This is a genomic window from Micromonospora profundi (genome assembly GCF_011927785.1).
In the GTDB taxonomy this organism is placed as follows: domain Bacteria; phylum Actinomycetota; class Actinomycetes; order Mycobacteriales; family Micromonosporaceae; genus Micromonospora; species Micromonospora profundi.
Genome location: NZ_JAATJK010000001.1, coordinates 3,016,075 through 3,036,028 on the forward strand (window position 1 = coordinate 3,016,075; position 19,954 = coordinate 3,036,028).

14 protein-coding genes are annotated in these 19,954 nt (G+C 70.1%); 6 read left to right on the top strand and 8 right to left on the bottom strand.

Going from position 1 to position 19,954, the window contains the following annotated elements:
• Positions 1–124: 124 nt before the first annotated feature.
• Complete coding sequence (locus F4558_RS13335) at positions 125–490, bottom strand: DNA polymerase ligase N-terminal domain-containing protein (protein ID WP_167944352.1); 366 nt, start codon at positions 488–490, stop codon at positions 125–127.
• 91 nt (positions 491–581) lie between these two features.
• On the bottom strand, positions 582–3,770 hold the full coding sequence (locus F4558_RS13340; protein WP_167944354.1) for a penicillin acylase family protein: 3,189 nt from the start codon (positions 3,768–3,770) through the stop codon (positions 582–584).
• A gap of 445 nt (positions 3,771–4,215) precedes the next feature.
• Between F4558_RS13340 and F4558_RS13345 the strand changes: the two genes are divergently transcribed.
• On the top strand, positions 4,216–5,571 hold the full coding sequence (locus tag F4558_RS13345) for a carbohydrate-binding protein (protein WP_167944356.1): 1,356 nt from the start codon (positions 4,216–4,218) through the stop codon (positions 5,569–5,571).
• 46 nt (positions 5,572–5,617) lie between these two features.
• Here F4558_RS13345 and F4558_RS13350 read toward each other — a convergent pair whose 3' ends face one another.
• Positions 5,618–5,893: a DedA family protein gene (locus tag F4558_RS13350; protein WP_167944358.1), complete on the bottom strand. Its 276-nt coding sequence runs from the start codon at positions 5,891–5,893 to the stop codon at positions 5,618–5,620.
• A 234-nt stretch (positions 5,894–6,127) separates the two neighbouring features.
• Between F4558_RS13350 and F4558_RS13355 the strand changes: the two genes are divergently transcribed.
• Positions 6,128–7,351: an MFS transporter gene (locus F4558_RS13355; protein ID WP_312877328.1), complete on the top strand. Its 1,224-nt coding sequence runs from the start codon at positions 6,128–6,130 to the stop codon at positions 7,349–7,351.
• A 76-nt stretch (positions 7,352–7,427) separates the two neighbouring features.
• Here the strand turns inward: F4558_RS13355 and F4558_RS13360 are convergent, their stop codons facing one another.
• Genes F4558_RS13360 through F4558_RS13370 form a run of 3 tightly spaced genes read right to left on the bottom strand, consistent with a single transcriptional unit; the run spans position 7,428 to position 10,323 of the window.
• Positions 7,428–7,886 carry a hypothetical protein gene (locus tag F4558_RS13360; RefSeq protein ID WP_167944360.1) on the bottom strand — a complete coding sequence of 153 codons (459 nt, stop codon included), beginning with the start codon at positions 7,884–7,886 and terminating at the stop codon, positions 7,428–7,430.
• A 25-nt stretch (positions 7,887–7,911) separates the two neighbouring features.
• A complete protein-coding gene (locus F4558_RS13365) occupies positions 7,912–9,549 on the bottom strand; it encodes a thiamine pyrophosphate-binding protein (protein WP_167944362.1) in 1,638 nt (545 codons plus the stop codon).
• A gap of 12 nt (positions 9,550–9,561) precedes the next feature.
• On the bottom strand, positions 9,562–10,323 hold the full coding sequence (locus F4558_RS13370) for a cyclase family protein (RefSeq protein WP_053661003.1): 762 nt from the start codon (positions 10,321–10,323) through the stop codon (positions 9,562–9,564).
• A 476-nt stretch (positions 10,324–10,799) separates the two neighbouring features.
• Here F4558_RS13370 and F4558_RS13375 point away from each other — a divergent pair, with 476 nt between their 5' ends.
• Positions 10,800–13,247, top strand: a complete 2,448-nt coding sequence (locus F4558_RS13375; RefSeq protein WP_167944364.1) for a non-reducing end alpha-L-arabinofuranosidase family hydrolase — start codon at positions 10,800–10,802, stop codon at positions 13,245–13,247.
• A 206-nt stretch (positions 13,248–13,453) separates the two neighbouring features.
• Positions 13,454–14,743 carry a poly(ethylene terephthalate) hydrolase family protein gene (locus F4558_RS13380; protein WP_167947442.1) on the top strand — a complete coding sequence of 430 codons (1,290 nt, stop codon included), beginning with the start codon at positions 13,454–13,456 and terminating at the stop codon, positions 14,741–14,743.
• 114 nt (positions 14,744–14,857) lie between these two features.
• On the opposite strand, the gene F4558_RS13385 is transcribed toward F4558_RS13380, so the two are convergent.
• The gene (locus F4558_RS13385; RefSeq protein ID WP_245241315.1) at positions 14,858–15,346 is read right to left on the bottom strand and encodes a MarR family winged helix-turn-helix transcriptional regulator; all 489 of its coding nucleotides are present in this window, start codon (positions 15,344–15,346) and stop codon (positions 14,858–14,860) included.
• 8 nt (positions 15,347–15,354) lie between these two features.
• Positions 15,355–16,602, bottom strand: a complete 1,248-nt coding sequence (locus tag F4558_RS13390; RefSeq protein ID WP_167944367.1) for an FAD-dependent oxidoreductase — start codon at positions 16,600–16,602, stop codon at positions 15,355–15,357.
• Positions 16,603–16,720: 118 nt separating this feature from the next.
• On the opposite strand from F4558_RS13390, the gene F4558_RS13395 reads away from it, so the two are divergent.
• Together F4558_RS13395 and F4558_RS13400 are read left to right on the top strand one after the other, a co-directional pair.
• The gene (locus F4558_RS13395) at positions 16,721–19,711 is read left to right on the top strand and encodes a helix-turn-helix transcriptional regulator (RefSeq protein WP_167944369.1); all 2,991 of its coding nucleotides are present in this window, start codon (positions 16,721–16,723) and stop codon (positions 19,709–19,711) included.
• An 81-nt stretch (positions 19,712–19,792) separates the two neighbouring features.
• Positions 19,793–19,945: a hypothetical protein gene (locus F4558_RS13400; protein WP_157553040.1), complete on the top strand. Its 153-nt coding sequence runs from the start codon at positions 19,793–19,795 to the stop codon at positions 19,943–19,945.
• The last annotated feature ends 9 nt before the right edge of the window (positions 19,946–19,954 follow it).

Consider the following 19,954-nt stretch of genomic DNA (forward strand, 5'->3'; position numbering starts at 1 on the left):
TTGAAGGTGAAAGGCACGCATAGCCAGCAGGCTAGGCAGGCAGTACGCCAGCGACAAGCAGTTTCCCCACCATGCTCCAACGCTCCGGGCCAGCAGTCCGGCCTGCGGAGTGCGGGCCGACCTTCTAACCGCGCTCGTCCGAGGGCTGCTCTTTCGTGAGGTGGAGCAGCCAGCCCTCACCGGTGCGGATGAGCGCGTACCGCCGACGACCGGTGCGGCCGTTCAACGTGAACAGCATTCGACGCTCGGTGCGGTCGTGCTCCTCCCAGGTGCCGATGTCGGCGATCGACTTGTCGGCGTCCTCGTAGGTGAGGTGATCGAGGTGGTGGTCGGGCACGGCGATCGCGAGCCGGTTGTCGTCGGGGCTGTCCGGCAGGCCGCGGGGCACCGCCCAGGAGCGCAGCACACCGCCCTCCTCAAGCCGCAGGTCGAAGTGCGGGCGGGGCTTGCGGTGGTGGTGCAGGACGAACGCGGGTTCCACAGGCACCATTGTCCGCACCTGCCGGCCCCACCGCCCGCCGATCGACGCGGATGCCCGAAGGGCCGGCGGATGGTTGGCCGCCGGCCCTTCGGAGAGGTCATCACCGTCCGTAGAGCTCGAATTCGTAGAGCGAGAACCCGTACGAGGTGGCCCGGCTGACCCCGTACACCCGCACGTAGCGGGCGGTGACCGGGGCGAAGGTGACGTTGTCGACGCCGCCGTTGCCGGTGGTGGTGGCGAACACCGGCGTCCAGGAGCTGCCGTCGCCGGAGACCTCGATCCGATATGCGGTGCCGTAGGCGGCCTCCCACCGCAGCACGGCCCGGCTGACCGTCCGGGCCGCCCCGAGGTCCACCTGGAGCCACTGGTTGTCGTTGTAACTGCTGGCCCACCGGCTGCCGAGGCTGCCGTCGACCGCCTTGGCCGGGGTGTTGCTGGTCAGGAACTGGGTGCTCGACGCGGTGGCCGGCCGTCCCTGCGCCAGGTTGGTGATGTTGTCGCCGCGCCGCGCCGGGAACGAGACGACCTGCTGGTAGGTGGGACGGTTCTGCCAGGCGATCACCGGGTGGGTGATGCCGCCGAGCCCGGAGTGGGCGATGGAGTCGGCGCACCACTGGTCGCCGGCTCCGCAGGACGAGTCACCCGGGTAGACAGTCGTGGCCGGCGCCGCCGCGGCGCTGCCGAGGGTGTCGAGCAGCACCTGCCGGCACGCGCCGAGGTTGCCGTTGCCGCAGTACGCGCGCCCCGGCCCGCCGGCGACGGGGTCGCCGAGCACGGTCCGCACGTCCTTGTCGACGTAGCCCCACCAGCCGTACTGGAACGCCGAGCCCTTGTGCGCCTGCCCCTGCGGCGCCCAGCTCACTGTGCCGTCGCGGCCTCCGTTCTGGCCGCCCGACGGCGCCTCGTTGATCTCGATGGCGTCGACGAGCGCGGCGTAGAGGTCCGGCCCGAGGCCGGGGCGGAACTGCGCCGAGGCCAGCAGCGGCCACCAGGCGTCGAAGATCCGGATGGCGTCGGCGTGCTGGTAGACCTTCGAGCCGGCGGACGTCTCCACCCGGCGCGCGCCGGCCTGCTGCCACGCCCGCAGCTTGCCGATCGCGTCGGCGAGCGCCGGATCGGTGACAGGCGTGCTGTCCAGCACCCGCAGCAGGTTCCCGAGAACCTGCTGGCCGCGCAGGTCGGTCACCGCCGCGTCGGCCGTGATCTTGACGACGTCGGCGCGGCCGAGCTTGCGTTGGGCGATCGCGGCGCGCACCGGGCCGTCGAGCAACTGACCCCGGTGTACGGAGCCGAAGCTGAAGTTGCCGTCGGCCGCCCCGAAGTCCCGCGCCTGCTTGTTGTTCCAGCTGACGTAGTAGTCCTGGTTCACCGACTGCGGGTGGGCCGACGTCGGGATGTAGGTGGCGTCGTTGGTGTCCGGGTTCCAGCCTGTCCACTCGTACGCCGGTTCGGCCTTCGCCGGAAGGTTCGGGTCGAGCCCGGACGGGCGGACCGGGTTCGAGCCGGAGTTGAAGTACGCCGCCTCGGTCGAGTTGACGTAGAACCAGTTGAACGCGTACCCGACGTTGGCGGCGGAGGCCTGGAACGCCGCAGCGCTGCCCATCGCCGACGGGTCGTTGTACGCCTGGAAGCCGATCGCCGACTCGGCCTCGTGCCGGTAGGTCGAGCGCAGCTTGGTGAACGCCGTCGGCTTCCCGTCCACCATGCCCCGGTAGGCCACCAGTCCGTACTTGGTGCGCAGGGCGCGCAGCGTGTACGCGCCGGCCGGTGTGGAGTCGGCAAGCGTCGGCGACCAGGAGTTGCGCTTCTCCAGCACCTCCATCGCGAGGCACTGGCCGCGGTAGAGGTAGCGGTTGGAGCGCAGCGTCGCGGCGCTGCCGTCGGTGGTGCACAGCGGCACGGCGTACGTGTCGGTCAGGTCCTGGGACGCGGAGGTGGCGCTCCAGGCGTAGTCCTGACCACGACCGAGCAACACGTACAGGTTCAGTCCGGCGAACGCGGCGCCGCGCGCGCTGATCCCCGGCCCCTGGAGTTCCTGGAGCATGAGCAGCTGCGGGGCGAAGTAGCCGGTCTGCGGGCCGAACACGGCGACGGGGTTGCCGGTGGTGGTGTGACTTCCGGAGACCACCACCGCGTTGGACATGCCGTGCGCGCGCAGGTTGGACAGGCCGCCGAGCAGTTCGTTTGTGGCTTTGCTGGCACCGGCGCGGGCGGCGGCCCCGCCGGTGGCGTCGTACGCGAGGGGTTCGGCGACGACAGTGCCGGCGTCGGGGAGCACCGCGCTTGTCGCGCCCGGCGGTGTCGCGCCGTACGGGAAGCTCTGCCCGTTGTGCAGCGTGAGCACGGTCTCCGGGTCGTTCTGCGAGCGGAACCCCTGCCAGACCCGGTCGCCCTCGGTGGCACCGTACTTGGCCCGGGCGGCCACGCGGACCAGCGCGGACTGGATCTCGCTGCCGCCGCCACCGCCGAAGAGCCCACCAACGACACCGGCGGTGGCGATCAGATCGGTCATTGTGAAGTGCGTCGGCTTGCCAGCCCCGGTCAGCACGTACTCGCCGGGGTAGTTGTCGTCGGCGATCGACTTGTCGATGTAGGCGTTGATGCCGGCGATGTAGTCGACCACGTCGGTGTAGAGCTGCTGACCCCTGGCGCCCTTGAGGCGCAGCGCGTCCACCTGCGCCTGGAGGTCCGCCTCCGAGTAGGGCGAGTTGGCCCAGATGCTCTGCTCCAACTCACGGTTGCCCGGCGCGCCGCCGGCGAACGAGGTGAGCGTGCCGCGACCGGCGTGGCGCAGCAGGTCCATCACCCACAGCCGGTCCTGGGCCCCGGCGTAGCCGGCGCCGAACATGGTGCCGGCGCGGGTGGTGCCGGTGACATGCGGAACTCCTGTGGCCTTGTCTCGAACGATCGTGACGTCCGACCGCGGTGAGACGGTGCTCTCGACCTGCGCGGCGGGGACACCGAACGAGGCGTCGTTGAAGAAGTGGGCGATCTGCTCGTCGGTGAGCCCGGCGTAGTTGTAGACGAGGTTCGCGTACTCGTCGAGCTGGTCGCTGGAATGCGCCGGGCGGGTGCCGAGCGCCTGGTGGGCCAGGATGGCGACAAGCGTGGCGTTACCGTTCTGCCCGGGCGGCAGGATGTCGGCGCACTGGCCGAGGCAGTAGTCGTCGGGGGTGAAGGTGCTGGCGGCGAGCGCCGGTGACGGCGGGGTGGCGACCGTCAGGACGCTCGCGGTCAGGACGGCGGCGGTGAGGGCCGCGAGCCGAGCACGAAGGGCGGGTCTGAGCATGGGGTCCTCCGGGGACGCGGAGTCGGGCCGTTCGTCACGCCCGGCTGCCGGTGCCGACCTCTCGCCCTCCGCGCCCGGGCGTTCCACCCGGAGGTGAGAATGACTCACGTCGATTCGAGCAATGATCGACGCAGGACCGCCGCCCGGGATAGCCGTCGTTCACCAGGCGCCAATGCCGACGTTTCGCCGTCTACCGCAACCGGCGTCGAGCACGACGGGAGTGGCGCAGGTGCCGCCCAGCCGCCGGGCCGGAGGCCGGAGGCCGGAGCGTTGCCGCGAGGTCCGAAGTGGTCAGGGTCAGGGGCTCTGGCCCGGTTCGGCACCAGCCACCTCGGCCACTCCGCACTCCCCCAACTTCCCGCCTTCTGTAAACAATCCTTGATATTAGCCTTCACGAACGTCAATATATGGAGGTCGCGGGACGCCGAAGCCTGGGGAGTTGGCCATGAGAAGCCGTCGGATTTTCGCAGTGGCAGCCGGGGCGGCGATGACCCTCACGGCCGCCGTCGCCTTCGTCCCCAGCAGCATGGCGGCCGTGTCCTCGGCCAACGCCGTCGCGATGGTCGCCTGCACCGCCCCGGCGTGGGCCGAGGGCAACACCTACCAGACGGGCGCCCAGGTCACCTACGGCGGCCGGCTCTACCAGGCACTTGTCACCCACACCGCGCACCCCGGCGCCGGCTGGAACCCCGCCGCGACCCCGTCGCTGTGGCGTGACCTGGGCGCATGCTCGGGAACCACACCGCCACCCACCACGCCGCCACCGACGACCGCGCCACCGACGACTCCCCCGCCCACCACGCCGCCACCGACCACGCCTCCCCCCACCACGCCGCCACCCACGGGTGGGACCTGCGCGGTGAAGTCACGGCCCACCGGCAAGGTGTTGCAGGGCTACTGGGAGAACTGGGACGGCGCCTCCAACGGCGTCCACCCCGGCCTCGGCTGGATCCCCATCACCGACAGCCGGCTGAACCAGCACGGCTACAACGTGATCAACGCGGCGTTCCCGGTGATCCGCTCGGATGGCACGGTCCTCTGGGAGAACGGCATGGACGCTGGCGTGAAGGTGGCCACCCCGGCCGAGATGTGCCAGGCCAAAGCCGCCGGCGCCACCATCCTGATGTCGATCGGCGGGGCCGCCGCGGGCATCGACCTGAGCTCCACCGCGGTCGCCGACCGGTTCATCGCGACGATCGTGCCGATCCTGACGGCCTACCACTTCGACGGCATCGACATCGACATCGAGACCGGCCTGACCGGCAGTGGCAACATCAACACCCTGTCGACGTCGCAGGCCAACCTGATCCGGATCATCGACGGCGTGTTGGCCCGGATGCCGTCGAACTTCGGCCTGACCATGGCACCGGAGACGGCCTACGTCACCGGCGGCAGCGTGGTCTACGGCTCGATTTGGGGCTCGTACCTGCCGATCATCAAGAAGTACGTGGACAACGGCCGCCTCTGGTGGCTGAACATGCAGTACTACAACGGCAGCATGTACGGCTGCGCCGGCGACTCGTACCCGGCCGGCACCGTGCAGGGCTTCACCGTGCAGACGCAGTGCCTCAACAACGGCCTCACCATCCAGGGCACCACCATCCGCGTGCCGTACGACAAGCAGGTCCCGGGTTTGCCCGCGCAGATCGGGGCGGGCGGCGGCTACATGTCGACGTCTTTGGTCACGCAGGCATGGAACTCCGTGCCCGGCCTCAAGGGCCTGATGACCTGGTCGGCGAACTGGGACGGGTCGAAGGGGTGGACCTTCGGCGACAACGTGAAGCGCCTGCAGGGCCGCTGACGGGTGATGGTGCCGGCGTACCGGTGGCGTTCGAGCCGGCCGCCGGTCAGGGCGAGCCAGATCGGCCGCGCCGGGCGTGCAGCCACGCCCGCAACGCCACGCCGGCGACGATCAGGGTCAGAAGGGCCCACTCGCCGATGCCCAGTTCCCGCTCCAGATAGCGGTAGGAGGCGGCGCCCAGGTAGCCCAGCGTCGCCACGGCTGTCGCCCACACCAGCCCGCCGGCCAGGTTCGCCCGGAGGAAGACCGGCCAGCGCATCCCACCCGCGCCGGCGATCATGGGGATCACGGCCCACAGCGGCAGCGCACCACCGTGGGCCACCAGACCACCGATCAGGATCGCCGTCTCCCCCGGTACGACCAGCCCGAGACATCTGCCCCCCGTGATCCTGGTCTGCCTCGCGACGTTCTGGCTCCCGGTGCCGCCGGGCTACCTGGCCTTCCGGCTCCTGGCCCGCCGCCGGCTGCTATGACCACCAGGCAGGCCCCCGAACGGAGGGGGCGTCGGGGCCCTCCATTACGGTGACGACGAACGGGGGTGGCCACGGTGCCGGAGGTGTCGCTACGAAGGGCGAGGGCTGTGCTCGTCGCGCTCTCCCTCGCCGCGTTCGCGTTCATCACGACCGAACTGCTGCCCGTCGGCCTGCTGACGCACATCGCACCCGACCTCGGCCGGTCCCGCTCGCAGATCGGTCTGCTGGTCAGCGGGTACGCCGTCGTGGTCGTACTGTCGTCAATACCGCTGACCCGACTGACCCAGCGGATCCCCCGGCGTCAACTGCTCGCCGTCACGATGCTCCTGTTCGCCGCCGCGAACGCCACCGCCGCGCTCGCGCCGACGTACACGGTGCTTGCCGGCTCCCGCGTCGTGACGGCCCTCGCTCAGGCGGTGTTCTGGTCCATCGCCACGGCGACCGTGGTCGGCCCCTTCCCGGTCGCGGTGCGCGGCCGAATGGTGGCGCTGTTCGCGACCGGCGCGACGCTCGCGCCGGTCCTCGGCGTACCCCTCGGGACCTGGCTCGGGCAGCAGGCCGGTTGGCGTGTCGCGTTCGCGGTGCTGGCCGGGGTCGGTCTGGCGATCGCCGCCGTGGTGTTCGTCCTCCTTCCCTCCTATCCCCCGGCCGCTGGCGGCGCCGCGCAGGGCACCGCACCGCACGGGCGGCGCTTCGCCCTGTTGCTGATCGCGACCGCCCTCGGCATCGGCGGCTTCATGACCCTGCAGACCTACGTCACACCGTTCCTGCTCGACGTCAGCGGCTTCACCGACGCGGTGCTGGCGCCGCTGTTGTTCGTCTCCGGCGCGGCCGGCGTCGTCGGCACCCTTGTCGCGGCCCGCACCCTGGATGCTCGGCCGATCACCTCCCTGCTGACGCCGCTGGGCATCGGCACTGCCTCGCTGTTCGGCCTGTACGCGCTCGGCACGCTCCAGCCCGGCACTGTCGCGCTCCTCGCCGGGATCGGCCTCGCCTACGCGGCGTTCGCCTCCGCGGTGCAGAGCCGCATGCTGCAGCTGGCTCCGGGCAGCACCGACATCGCGTCGGCAGGCGTCAGCACCGCCTTCAACGCCGGCATCGCCGGCGGATCGCTGCTCGGCGGTGGCCTCCTGCCCACCATGGGGGCACGCCCGCTGGCACTCGCCGCCGGGGTGCTGACGCTTGCCGCCCTCGCCCTGCTCGCCTTGGACGCGCGCCGCAGCACCGCGTCGCCGGGCCAGCGCCGACCCGCCGACCGTCCTCCGACCAGCCCCGCACCTAGGCGGCGGGTCACCCCGTCGACCTAGCGCGCGGAGCCCGGCCGTCGGAGCGCTGGAGCAAGACATCCACGCCTGCTGGATCCGGGCTGTCCGGAGGCAGCGTTCAGCGGCCACACCAGGCCCGGGCCGACGAGGTACGCACCAGTAGCCCGCCGGCCAGCAGGGCAAGCAGCGCCAGCAGACCGCACGCCATCGCCGCGGCGATGCCCGGGTCGAGCTCACCCGAGCGCAGCGCCCCGGAGAGCGGCCCGACGCGCAGGAGGTTGCCGATCCCCAGCAGGAGCGCGGCGGCGACCGGCGCAGCGAACCAGTGCATCACCCGCCAGGCGGTCGGCCCGCCGCGCCAGAGCCCTCGGAGCACGGCAGCGACAGCCACTGTGCAGGCGGCCAGGGCTAGCCAGTTTCCCGCGCCACCGACGTGGGCGAGCAACGCCACGTCCACGGCGATCGTGTACGCCCACCAGAACGCCAGCAGCGACATGCTCGCGACGATGCTGGGCGGTCGCCGCAGTGGCCTCCGGACTGTCGGCAGGGACTCGCGGTGCGACGGTTCGGAGATCATCGACGGATCCTCGCACGGCGGTGACTCAGTGGCCCCGGAACGCCTCCTCCAGCCACCACGAGCCGCGCGAGCCGCTGACCTTGGCGTCGACCACCAGCGGCCGGGTACGCCGACCAGCGAGCCATTGCCGTACCGGCCCGAGATCGTCGACGGTCCGGACCGTCACCCCGTCGCAGCCGTAACCACTGGCGATAGCGGCCAGGTCGGTCTCGGGGAAGGTGACCGTCTCCAGCGGATGCCCGTCGGGGCCGAAATGGTGCACCTCGGCGCCGTACGCGGCGTCGTCGTAGATCACCACGAGCAGAGGTAGCGCCAGCCGGACGGCGGTGACCAGTTCGGTAGCCGACATGAGGAACCCGCCGTCACCGACCGCGGCGACGGTGAGCCTGTCCGGCCGGGCGACCGCCGCGCCGAGCGCACTTGCCAGGCCCAACCCGACCGACTGGAACGCCTGGGTGAAGCAGAACCCGGCCACGTCCGGCACGTCGAGCCACATCGACGGGTAGCCCATGAAGTTGCCGGAGTCGACCACCACCGTCCGGTCGGGCGGCAGCAGGTCGTCCAGGGCGGCGGAGAGCGTCCTCGGGTCGATTGTCGCCGGCGCGCCGCCGCCCTCATCCTGGTACGGAACCGTCCGCCACCGGCCGTGGTCGCGGATCCGTCGGGCCAACTCCGGCGTACGCCAGCCGCCGTCCACGGACCCCGTGACGTCCTGCCCGAGCCGACCGAGCACCGCCTCGGCGACAGCGGTCACCTCGCCGGCCACTGTCAGGTCGACAGGGCGGTTCACACCGAACGCCGCAGGGTCGTGGTCCACCTGGACGACGACGGCGGAGGGCGGGATCAGTTCGCCGTGCCTGGTGGTCCACATGTTCAGCGTGCTGCCCCACGCGACGACAAGGTCCGCCGCGCCGATCAGCTCGGCGGCCAGCGGGGTGGCGAAGCCGCCGGCCACGTCGAGGTTCCACGGGTTCCCGGCGAACAGACCCTTCGCCGCCGCCGAGACCGCGAGCAGAGCGCCGCACCCGTCGGCGAGCCGGATCAGCGGTTCCCGTGCGGCCCGGGCGCCCCGACCCGCGATGAAGACCGGTCGACGTGCTGCCTGCAGCGCTGCCAGCAGCGGCTCGACCTGCGGGGCGGTGACCGGTGTCGACTCGACCGCCGGGACCGGGCCGGACCACGGTTCGGCCATGGCGCTCTGCACCTCCAACGGGAGGCCCAGCACCACAGTCGCGCCCCGGGCGGCGGCCCGGTACGCCGCGCCCGCGTCCTGCGCCGCGTGCGTCGCGCGTACCCGATGGAAGTCGGCGCCGACCGAGGCGGCGAGTGCCGGCAGGTCGATGAAGAAGTTCGACCGGGGCGCTGTCGCCTCCGGGGCCAGGACCACAATCGGTGTGCGGCTCTTCGCGGCCTCGGCGAGGCCGGTGAGCGCGTTGGTGACGCCCGGCCCCTGGTGCACCGAGAGCACGCCCACCGTCCCGGAGGTGCGGGCGTACCCGTCGGCCATGCTCGCCGCACCGCCCTCGTGGGCCGCCGCCACGAACCGGGCGCCGGCCGCCACGAGGGCATTCGTGACATGGAAGTTGCCGCTGCCGACCACCCCGAAGACGTACCGTGCGCCGTGTCCGTAGAGGACCCGGCCGACCACCTCGGCTACCCGCATCGGTTGCCGGTCCTACCGTTCGACGAGCGCGAGGACGCGGCACGGGCTGCCGGACCCGGAGACGATCGGCAGTGGACCGGCGATCACCACAGCGCCGGTCGCCGGCAGCTGCGCCAGGTTACGTAGCTGGGTCAGGCCGTACTTGTCCTTGCCGAGCAGGAACGAGTGGCACGGGAACGGTGGGTCGAACGAGTGTGCGGCACCCGCGTCGGTGCCGACCGTCTCCACGCCGACGCCCTGGATGGGCGACTCCTCGGCCAGCCAGCGGGCACAGTCGACGGAGATGCCCGGGGTACGCCCGGCGTTCGCGTACCGTTCCGGGTCGTCGCCGTGCGCGTCCCAACCGGTGCGGTAGAGCAGCCAGCCACCGGCGGGCAGGGCACCGTGTTCCGCCTCCCACGCCTTGACGTGCGCGACTTCGAGCAGGAAGTCGGGGTTATCGGCGGCGTCGGCGGAGTGGTCGATCACCACTGCCGGGGCGATCAACTGGCTCACCGGGACCTGCGAGACGTCCGCGCCCTGTTGGCCGGTGACCCAGTGCACCGGGGCGTCGAAGTGGGTGCCGGTGTGCTCGCCTGTGGAGAAGTTGTTCCAGTACCAGGCCGGACCGCGGTCGTCGTACCTGCTGATCTCGCTGAGCTGGAACGGCCAGGTCTGGCCGAACTGCTCGGGCAGACCCAGGATCGGCGTCTGGTCCGAGAGCGGGGCGGTGAGGTCGACAACCTGGATCCGGCCGCTGGAAAGAGCGGCGACAAACTCCTGCAGCACCGTCATGCGGCGACGGTACATCCACGCAGGCCGTCGTGCTCCTGGCCGAGTGGTCGAGGCTGTCCCACGCGGCCACGGGCAGATCACGAAGCCTGCCTCCCGACCCGTAACAGGCCCGAAACTACCGGTTGAAAAACCTGGAACTTTCTGCCAGCCTGGTAGTCCATCGATCAGTGTGAACGTTAACAAGATCACTTCAGCACCGGAGGCGCCTCACGCGACGTCAGGCCCACCCACCTGCCAGGTGAGCACGTCCACCACCGAGAGCCCTGCGCCCGCACCCAATTCCCAGCGGTGATCAAACCACTCACCGCAACCCTTCACACGCTGGTCAGGTAGCCCGAGCCGAGTCGCAACGGGGGACGGACGCCTGAGGCGGGCCGCAGCCCGCCCAAGCGGACTCAGCATCGGCCGCCGCCGCACGAGCGGGGCCTCCCACTGGAACAGCACCAGGAACTTCCATCCACCACTGGAGGATCAGCATGATTTCCCGGACCCGTCCCCCCAGCCGCGCCCGACTGCGAACTCTCACAATTTCCGGAACAGCCGCGATAATTGTGGCTCTCGTTGTTTCGCTGGTGCCCAATCTCGCCCAGGCCGCTGAGACCACCCTCGGCGCTGCCGCAGCCCAGTCCGGCCGTTACTTCGGTGCCGCAGTGGCCGCGAACAAGCTCAGCGACAGCGCCTACACGACGATCCTGAACCGCGAGTTCAACAGCATCACCCCCGAAAACGAAATGAAGATCGACGCGACCGAGCCGCAGCAGAACAACTTCACCTTCGGCAACGCGGACCGGATCGTGAACCACGCCCTCTCCCGGGGCTGGAAGGTCCGGGGCCACACCCTTGCCTGGTATTCGCAGCAGCCGGGCTGGATGCAGTCCATGGAGGGCACCACGCTGCGCAACGCGATGCTCAACCACGTCACCCGCGTGGCCAGCTACTACCGGGGCAAGATCGACTCGTGGGATGTGGTGAACGAGGCGTTCGAGGACGGCAACAGCGGCGCCCGTCGCAACTCGAACCTGCAGCGCACCGGCAACGACTGGATCGAAGCGGCGTTCCGCGCCGCCGACGCGGCGGACCCGAACGCCAAGCTCTGCTACAACGACTACAACACCGACAACTGGACCTGGGCCAAGACCCAGGCCGTGTACAACATGGTGCGCGACTTCAAGTCCCGTGGGGTGCCAATCGACTGCGTGGGCTTCCAGTCGCACTTCAACGCCAACTCGCCGTACAACAGCAACTACCGCACGACGCTGTCCAGCTTCGCCGCCCTCGGCGTGGACGTGCAGATCACCGAGCTGGACATCGAGGGATCCGGCACGACGCAGGCAAACACCTACCGCAACGTGGTCAACGACTGCCTTGCCGTGGCTCGCTGCAACGGTGTCACCGTGTGGGGCGTGCGTGACTGCGACTCGTGGCGCTCCAGCGGCACCCCGCTGCTGTTCGAGTGCAACGGCAACAAGAAGGCCGCCTACAACTCCACCCTGGAAGCTCTGAACAGCGCTGGCCCCGGCACCACCCCCACGCCCACCACGCCGGGCCCGACTCCCACAGTCCCGCCGGGCGGCTCGGCGAGTGAGATCGTCGGTAGCCAATCCGGCAGGTGTATCGACGTACCCAACGCGTCGACCACCAACGGCACCCGGGTGCAGCTCTACGACTGCAACAAGCAGACCAACCAGGCATGGACCTACACCTCAGGAAAACAACTCCAGGTGTACGGCAACATGTGCCTCGACGCCGCGGGCACCGGCAACGGCGCGGCGGTACAGATCTACAGCTGCCACAGCCAGACCAACCAGCAGTGGAACGTCAACTCCAACGGCACCATCAGCGGCGTGCAGTCCGGACGATGCCTTGACGTCTGGAGCACCGCCAACGGCGCCCAGGTCCAGCTCTACGACTGCAACGGGCAGACCAACCAGCAGTTCCGGCTCGCGTCCCTCGGCGGCGGTACCACGCCGACGCCGACCCCGACCGCGACGCCAACGGCGACCCCGACGCCGGGTGCCTGTGATCTTCCGTCGTCGTACCGCTGGTCGTCGACTGGTGCGCTGGCTCAGCCGAGGTCGGGTTGGGTGTCGCTGAAGGACTTCACCCACGCGCCGTACAACGGCCAGCAGTTGGTCTACGCCACGACGCACGACACCGGTACGACGTGGGGCTCGATGAACTTCGGTCTCTTCTCGAACTGGAACCAGATGGGATCCGCGTCGCAGAACCAGATGCCGTTCGCGGCGGTGGCACCGTCACTGTTCTACTTCGCGCCGCGCAACGTCTGGGTGTTGGCCTATCAGTGGGGTCCGACGGCGTTCTCGTACCGCACGTCGACCGATCCGACCAACGTGAACAGCTGGTCATCGGCGCAGACGCTGTTCACCGGAAGCATCTCCAACTCCAGCACCGGCCCGATCGACCAGGCAGTCATCGGTGACGACCAGAACATGTACCTGTTCTTCGCCGGGGACAACGGCAGGATCTACCGGGCCAGCATGCCCATCGGGAACTTCCCGGGCAGCTTCGGGTCGAACTACACGACGATCATGACCGACTCGACGAACAACCTGTTCGAGGGCGTTCAGGTCTACAAGCTCCAGGGCCAGAACCGGTACCTCATGCTCGTCGAGGCGATCGGCGCGAACGGGCGCTACTTCCGCTCGTTCACGGCCACCAGCCTGGGTGGCACGTGGACGCCGCAGGCCGCCTCGGAGAGCAACCCGTTCGCCGGCAAGGCGAACAGCAGCGCCACCTGGACCAACGACATCAGTCACGGCGAGCTGATCCGCAGCAACGCCGACCAGACGATGACCGTTGACGCCTGCAACCTGCAACTGCTCTACCAGGGGCGTTCTCCCAGCTCCGGCGGCGACTACGGGCTCCTGCCGTACCGGCCGGGTCTGCTGACGCTGCAACGCTGACAACCGGACACCGCCGGAACGGGCAGGCTCGGCACGCAGCCGAGCCTGCCCGTTCCGCACTCCCCCACCACCAGGAGGCACCGACAGTGCGAGAAAACGGACACCACCCACCGCCCTCGGGGACCACCAATGCCGACCGAGTACCCGCCCGTTTTCGGGGACGGGTGTTGAAGCTTGCCGCGGTAGGGATCGCAGCCGTGGTCGGGATGTTCACCATCACCGTTGCGACCGGTTCGGCATCCGCCGCCGACAATCCGTACCAGCGGGGCCCGGACCCCACCCAGAGCAGCGTCACCGCCGTGAACGGCCCCTTCGCCAACACGTCGGTGAGCGTCCCGACCGGGTACGGCTTCAACGGCGGCAGGATCTACTACCCGACCGACACCAGCCAGGGCACCTTCGGGGCCATCGCCATCTCGCCGGGTTACACGGCGTTGTTCTCCGCCGAACTGGCCTGGATGGGTCCTTGGCTGGCGTCCCACGGCTTCGTCGTGATCGGCATCGAGACCAACAGCCGCAACGACTTCGACACGGCCCGGGGCACCCAGTTGCTCGCCGCGCTGGACTACCTCACACAGCAGAGCCCGGTACGCGATCGCGTCGACCCCACCCGCTTGGCGGTGGCGGGTCACTCCATGGGCGGCGGTGGGGCGTTGAGCGCGGCCATGCGGCGTCCGTCGTTGAAGGCAGTGGTCGGCATCGCGCCGTACTCGCCGTCGTCGAACCTCGCCAACGACAGGGTGCCCACGATGATCCTGTCTGGGCAGGCGGACACGGTGGTCACGCCGTCCTACGCCACCGGCCTGTACAACAGCCTCCCGTCCACGACGGAGAGCGTCTACCTTGAGGTCGCCGGCGCGGACCATGGATTCATGGTCGGGCGACCGAACCCGGTGATGGTCCGGACCATGCTGCCGTTCGTCAAGATGTTCGTCGACAACGACGCCCGGTACAGCCAGTTCCTCTGCCCGCTGCTGGACTCCAGCGGAGTGGTCACCTACCGAAGCACCTGCCCGCTGCTGCCCACGACGCCGACCACCCCGACGCCCACCACGCCGGGGCCCACCACGCCCGGGCCGACACCCACCGTGTCGCCGAGCGTTCCGCCCACCTCCGCCGGCGAGATCGTCGGTACGCAGTCCGGCCGGTGCATCGACGTACCCAACGCCTCACGTAACAACGGCACCCGGGTACAGCTCTACGACTGCAACAGGCAGACCAACCAGACCTGGACCTACACCTCAGGAAAACAACTCCAGGTGTACGGCAACATGTGCCTCGACGCCGCAGGCACCGGCAACGGCGCGGCAGTGCAGATCTACAGCTGCCACAGCCAGACCAACCAACAGTGGAACATCAACGCCAACGGCACGATCAGCAACGTCCAATCCGGACGGTGCCTGGACGCCTGGAGCACCGCCAACGGCGCCCAGATCCAGCTCTACGACTGCCACGGACAGACCAACCAGCAGTTCCGGCTCGTCGCTCGGGCGTGACGACCAGAAGTCCGGAGTGAAACGGGCGGGCTCGGCGTGATGCCGGGCCCGCCCACTCGTACAGCTGATCACCACATCGCGGCCCACACCTGCCCGACGTCACGCGACGCTGGCTCAGGCAGACCGCTGCGCGGTGTCGCCGCAGCGGAGGCTGTCCAGCTCGGCGTGGTACATCGCCTGCATGCGGTCATAGTGCCGAACCAGCAGCAGGACCTCCTCGGCGCTGTAGCCCTCGATGAGCCGCGCCGCCCGCTCGGCGAACCGCTCGTACGGTCGCGTCAGCTCGGCGATCCGCTCCGGCCGCAGGGTGACGATCACCCGCCGCCGGTCCGTGGGGTCGCGCTCGGCCGTCACGTAGCCCGCCTGCTGAAGCCGGCGGAGCATGCTGGTCACCGCCCCGGTGGTGAGGTTGGTCCGCTCGGCGACCTGCCCCGCGGTGGCGGATCCGACGTCCGCCAGGTAGTCCAGGCACTCCAGGTCGCTCACTGTGAGGCCCAGCCGCTCCGCGATGGCGTACCGGAACACCATGGACAGCCGCGACATCTCCCGCCCGGCGCGCATGAGATCGGCGATCGCGGACGTACGGGCCGGATCGTGGGACATGGCCGCAATCATGCCTCCGGCACTGTGACCCGGTGCAGTCGAGGTAACACGCGGGTCAGCACCCAGTGTGGCGCTGCCGCGTCTCCGGTGAGGCGGCGCATCAGCCGGGCGGCGGTGTCGACGGCACGGAAGGCGTACGGCACCATCTCGTCCTGGTAGCGGGCGATCGCCTCCTCCATCGGCGCGCCGCTCGTCCGGGCCTCGACAAGCTTCCTGCCGAGCAGGGTGGCGTCGCGCAGCGCCGTGTTGCCGCCGTGGGCGCCGAACGGCGGCATGACGTGCACGGCGTCGCCCATCATCGTGGCCCGGGGTACCGCCCACCGGTGCGGGCGTCGGCCGGTGGCGAAGAGGTTGAGCACCGTGGCGTCCAGCTCGGCGGTGCCGACCAGTCGCCTGACGAGCGGGTGGAAGTCCCCGCTCATCAGGCTGGCTTGTCGCCACAGCGCCAGCAGGTCGCCACGGATGCCCACGGGCACCTCCTCCTGCCGGAGCAGTAGTCCCCACATGACGTAGTCGTAGCCGGTGGGCGCATAGCTGCCCGGGGCCAGGCGCGCGAACGCTTCCTGCGGGTTCTCGCCGAACCGCATGGAGGTGAAGAAGAAGGCGCGGCCCGGCCGGTCGCCGATGGCAAGGACCCCGCTGGTACCCAGCGCATCCGGGATGACGCTCTGACCGTTGCGATGCAGGGGTGACCGACCGTAGATGCCCGCCATCGGGGTGTTCTCCGGGTCCGCGTCGGGCATGAGCTGCGCGCGCAGCGCCGAGCCGACGCCGTCCGCGCCCACGACGACGGTTGCCGAGGCGGCCCCGCCGTCGGCGAACCGCAGCCGCAGCCCGGCCGGGCCGCCGTTCTCCACCGCGACGGCGTCCTTGCCGTAGTGGATGCGTTGGTGCAGCCCGGACTGCAGGATCGACCGCAGGGTCAGCCTGTCGACCTGGCGGGTCGCGTACGGATCGTCCTTGAACGTGATGCTGAATGCGTCCCGCAGCCGGCTGTCGGTGAAACGGAGCTGCCCGCCGGGCTCGTCTCCGGTGGTGAGCGCGAGGTCGTACAGCGGGCGGGGCAGGCTCTCGCGCAGCGCCTCCAGCCCGTACCGGTCGAGGATGATCCGGTAGCCCTGCCGCCGGACGAAGGGGCCTGGGTCCCGCTCGTAGACGTGCACGTCGATGCCGGCGCGCATGAGGTACTGGGCGAGGCAGAGGCCGGAGAGGCCGGCACCGGCGATCGCCACGGAGATGTCAGTCGATACGCCCATGCAGTTATCTTAATGACTAAGATGATTTGAGCAAGGCCACAGCACCGCGGTGAGGATCCCGCGACGCGAGTCGCCTGGTGGTCTTGTGTCCGGGCAGGGAAAAGCGAGATCATCACGCATGCTCGACCCCTCGCCCGAGGACGACGGAACCTCACCTACCGTTTCCACGCCGCGTTTCGTCGGCCGTGATCGGGAGCTGGCGGCGCTTCGGGGCGCCCTGGCCCGTCCACCTGCGATCGTGCTGGTGGAGGGCGAGGCGGGCATCGGGAAGAGCCGACTGCTGCGGGAGTGGTTGGCGGCGCCGGAGCAGCACACCACCCTGGTCTCGGTGTGCCCACCACTTCGCGAGTCGCTGACGTTGGGACCGATCGTCGACGCGTTCCGTGGGATCGACCGCCCGGTGTCGCGGTTGCGGCTCACCGAACTCGCTGGTGCGTTGCGGCCCCTGTTTCCGGAATGGTCCTCGCACCTGCCGCCCGCGTTGCAGTCCCTGGGCGATGCGAAGGCGGCACGGCATCGCCTGTTCCGCGCCCTGGACGAGCTGCTGCGGGCTCTGCGTGTCGACGTCCTCGTGCTCGAAGACGCACACTGGGCCGACGAGGTGACGTTGGAGTTCCTGCTGTTCGTCAGCTCCCGACAGCAATCGGACGGACCGAGCCTGGTGATCTCCTATCGGCCGGAGGAGGTCGACGTCGGATCGCTGTTGCTGCGGCTGACGTCCCGGTTGCCCGCCGGCGTGACCCAGCTGAGGATCGCGCTGGCGCCCATGCGACCCGACGACACGGCGGCGCTGGTGTCCTCGATGCTGGACGGCAACCCGATATCGCAGGAGTTCACGACGTTCATGCACGAGCGGACCGGCGGCGTTCCTCTGGCTCTGGAGGAGTCGGTCCGCCTCATGTGCGACCGCGCCGACCTCGTCTTCCGCGACGGGCAGTGGGTCCGACTGAAGCTGCGTGAGCTACAGGTGCCGCCAACCGTGCGCGACTCCACCAGGGAACGGGTGGGCCGTCTGTCGCCGACGGCGCAGCAGGTGCTGCGCGCCGCAGCCACATTGGCCGAGCGGTCATCGGTGGCCACGATCGCGATGACCGCTGGCCTGTCACCGGCTGAATGCCGGGGCGCTGTCGCGGAGGCGGCCAGCGCCGGCGTCCTGGACGGAGACGACCGCGGCCGGTGGCGGTTCCGCCATGTGCTGGCCGCCACGGCTGTCTACGAAGCGATCCCGTTGACCGACCGCAGGCACTTCCACCTGCTGGCCGGCCGGGCTCTGGAGGGCATCCGTCCGCTGCCGGTGGCACGCCTTGCCCACCACTTCCGGGAGGCGGGCGAGACGCAGTCCTGGGCACGGTACGCCGAGCAGAGCGCCGAGCTGGCCATGGCCTCGGGTGACCACACCAAGGCCGTCGACCTGCTTGTCGACCTGTTGTCATGGTCCAGACTGCCGCCGACGGACCGGGCACGGGTCGCGCGCATCGCCGGAGTAGCAGCACTGGGCCGTCGTGAACCAGTCGACGAGGTCTACCACCGTGTGATCCGTACCCTGCGCTCGGTGCTGGAGACCCCCGGCCTCTCCCCCCGCCAGCAGGCCGAGATCCGCAACCCCCTGGGCCGGCTCCTGATCACCGGAGGCGAGGCGCAGGCGGCGCTCAGCGAACTGGAGCAGGCGGTGGCGAACCTCGACCATGACCCGGTCGAGGCGGCCCGGGCGATGACCTACCTCGGGTGGGCGTACGCGGGGCCGTGGCCGGCAGCGACCCATCGGCGTTGGCTGGATCGCGCCGCCGAACTCACCGCCGCATTCGATTCGCCCGCGGAACGGCTGAACCTGGCCGGCAACCGGGCCGCCGCGTTGCTCATGCTGGGCGAAGAGGAAGCCTGGGACGTCGTCGCCGGCCTGCCCGTCGACGGCGCGACCTCGGCGGAGCGTCTCGACGTGGCCCGCATCCATGCGAATGTCGGGACCGGCGCGCTGATCTGGGGTCGGTACGCCGACGCGGAGGAACACCTCGCCGTGGCCCTGCGCCTCGCCGACGTCGAGCGGGCGTCCCGGTTGCAGCACAACGTCCGACTCGAACAGGCCAACCTGGCGTGGCTCACCGGCCGGTGGGAGGGTCTCGCGGACGAGAGCACGGCACTCGCCGATGCCGACCGGGACCGGCCTGCGCACTACCTCGGCAGCGTCCGCCTCGCGGCCCGGCTGGCGGCGGCGGCCGGACGGCGGCGCGCGGCGGAGGAGCAGTTCCGGCTGGTGCTTGAGGAGTCCGCCCGTCTCGGCGCAGCCGACGACACGATGGAGGCCGCCGCCGCGCTCGCCCGACTGTGGTTGACGGACGGGAACAGCGGCCGGGCGCTGCAGATCACGAACGAGCCGATCGACACCGTCCGGAGAAAGGGCATCTGGGTCTGGGCGACGGACCTCGTCCCCGCCCGGATCGAGGCGTACCTCGCCGCTGGCGACCTGCGGGCCGCGGCACGCCTGGGCGACCAGTTCGCCAGAGGACTGCGTGGCCGTACGGCGCCCGCGCCTCGCGCCGCGCTCGCCACGTGCCGTGCCCTGCTGCTCGCCGCAGCCGGAGACCACGCCCGCGCGGCGACTGCGTACGCCCGGGCGGCGCGTGCCTGGGACGCGCTGCCGCGTCCCTACGACGCCATGCTCGCCCGCGAACGTCAAGCCGAGGCGCTCATCGCGCAGGGCCAGCTCGAAGCGCAGGGCCAGATCGAAGCGCACGGCCAGGTCGAACAGGGCCGTGAGCTGCTGGCGGCACAGTACGAGCAGCTGTTCAGGCTGGGGGCCCGCGGCGATGCCGACCGTGTGGCGCAGCGGCTTCGCGAGCACGGCGCAGAGGTCCCGCGGCTGTGGCGCGGTGGCCGACGCGGGTACGGCGACCAGCTCTCACCTCGCGAACTCGACGTGGTCCAACTGGTCGTGGCCGGCAAGACGAACCGGGAGATCAGCCGGATCCTGGCCAAGTCGCCGGCCACTGTGGATCAGCAGCTGCGGGCGGCGATGCGCAAGTTGAAGGTGACCTCCCGGACCGCGCTGGCGGTCAAGGCGGTGGAGGCCGGAGTGTTCGCAGAAGACGAATCCCTCGACAACATTTCGTGAAAATTGACGTATCCGCTGGATAGCTAAGGTCACTCGTCCGCACCGAGCATGGCTGCATGATCCATAGCCATTGGGCGATGCATGCCTGAGCGACCTGCCGCACGTGACGGCTCCGCCAGCGAGCACGAGCCACCTCTCGATCTGTCGCGGGAGCCGCACGACAGCGCCCGCGACGACTCCGACGCCGACGGTGCCGACGGCCACGAGAGCCACGACCCCTACCAACCCCTGTAGGCCGAAGGA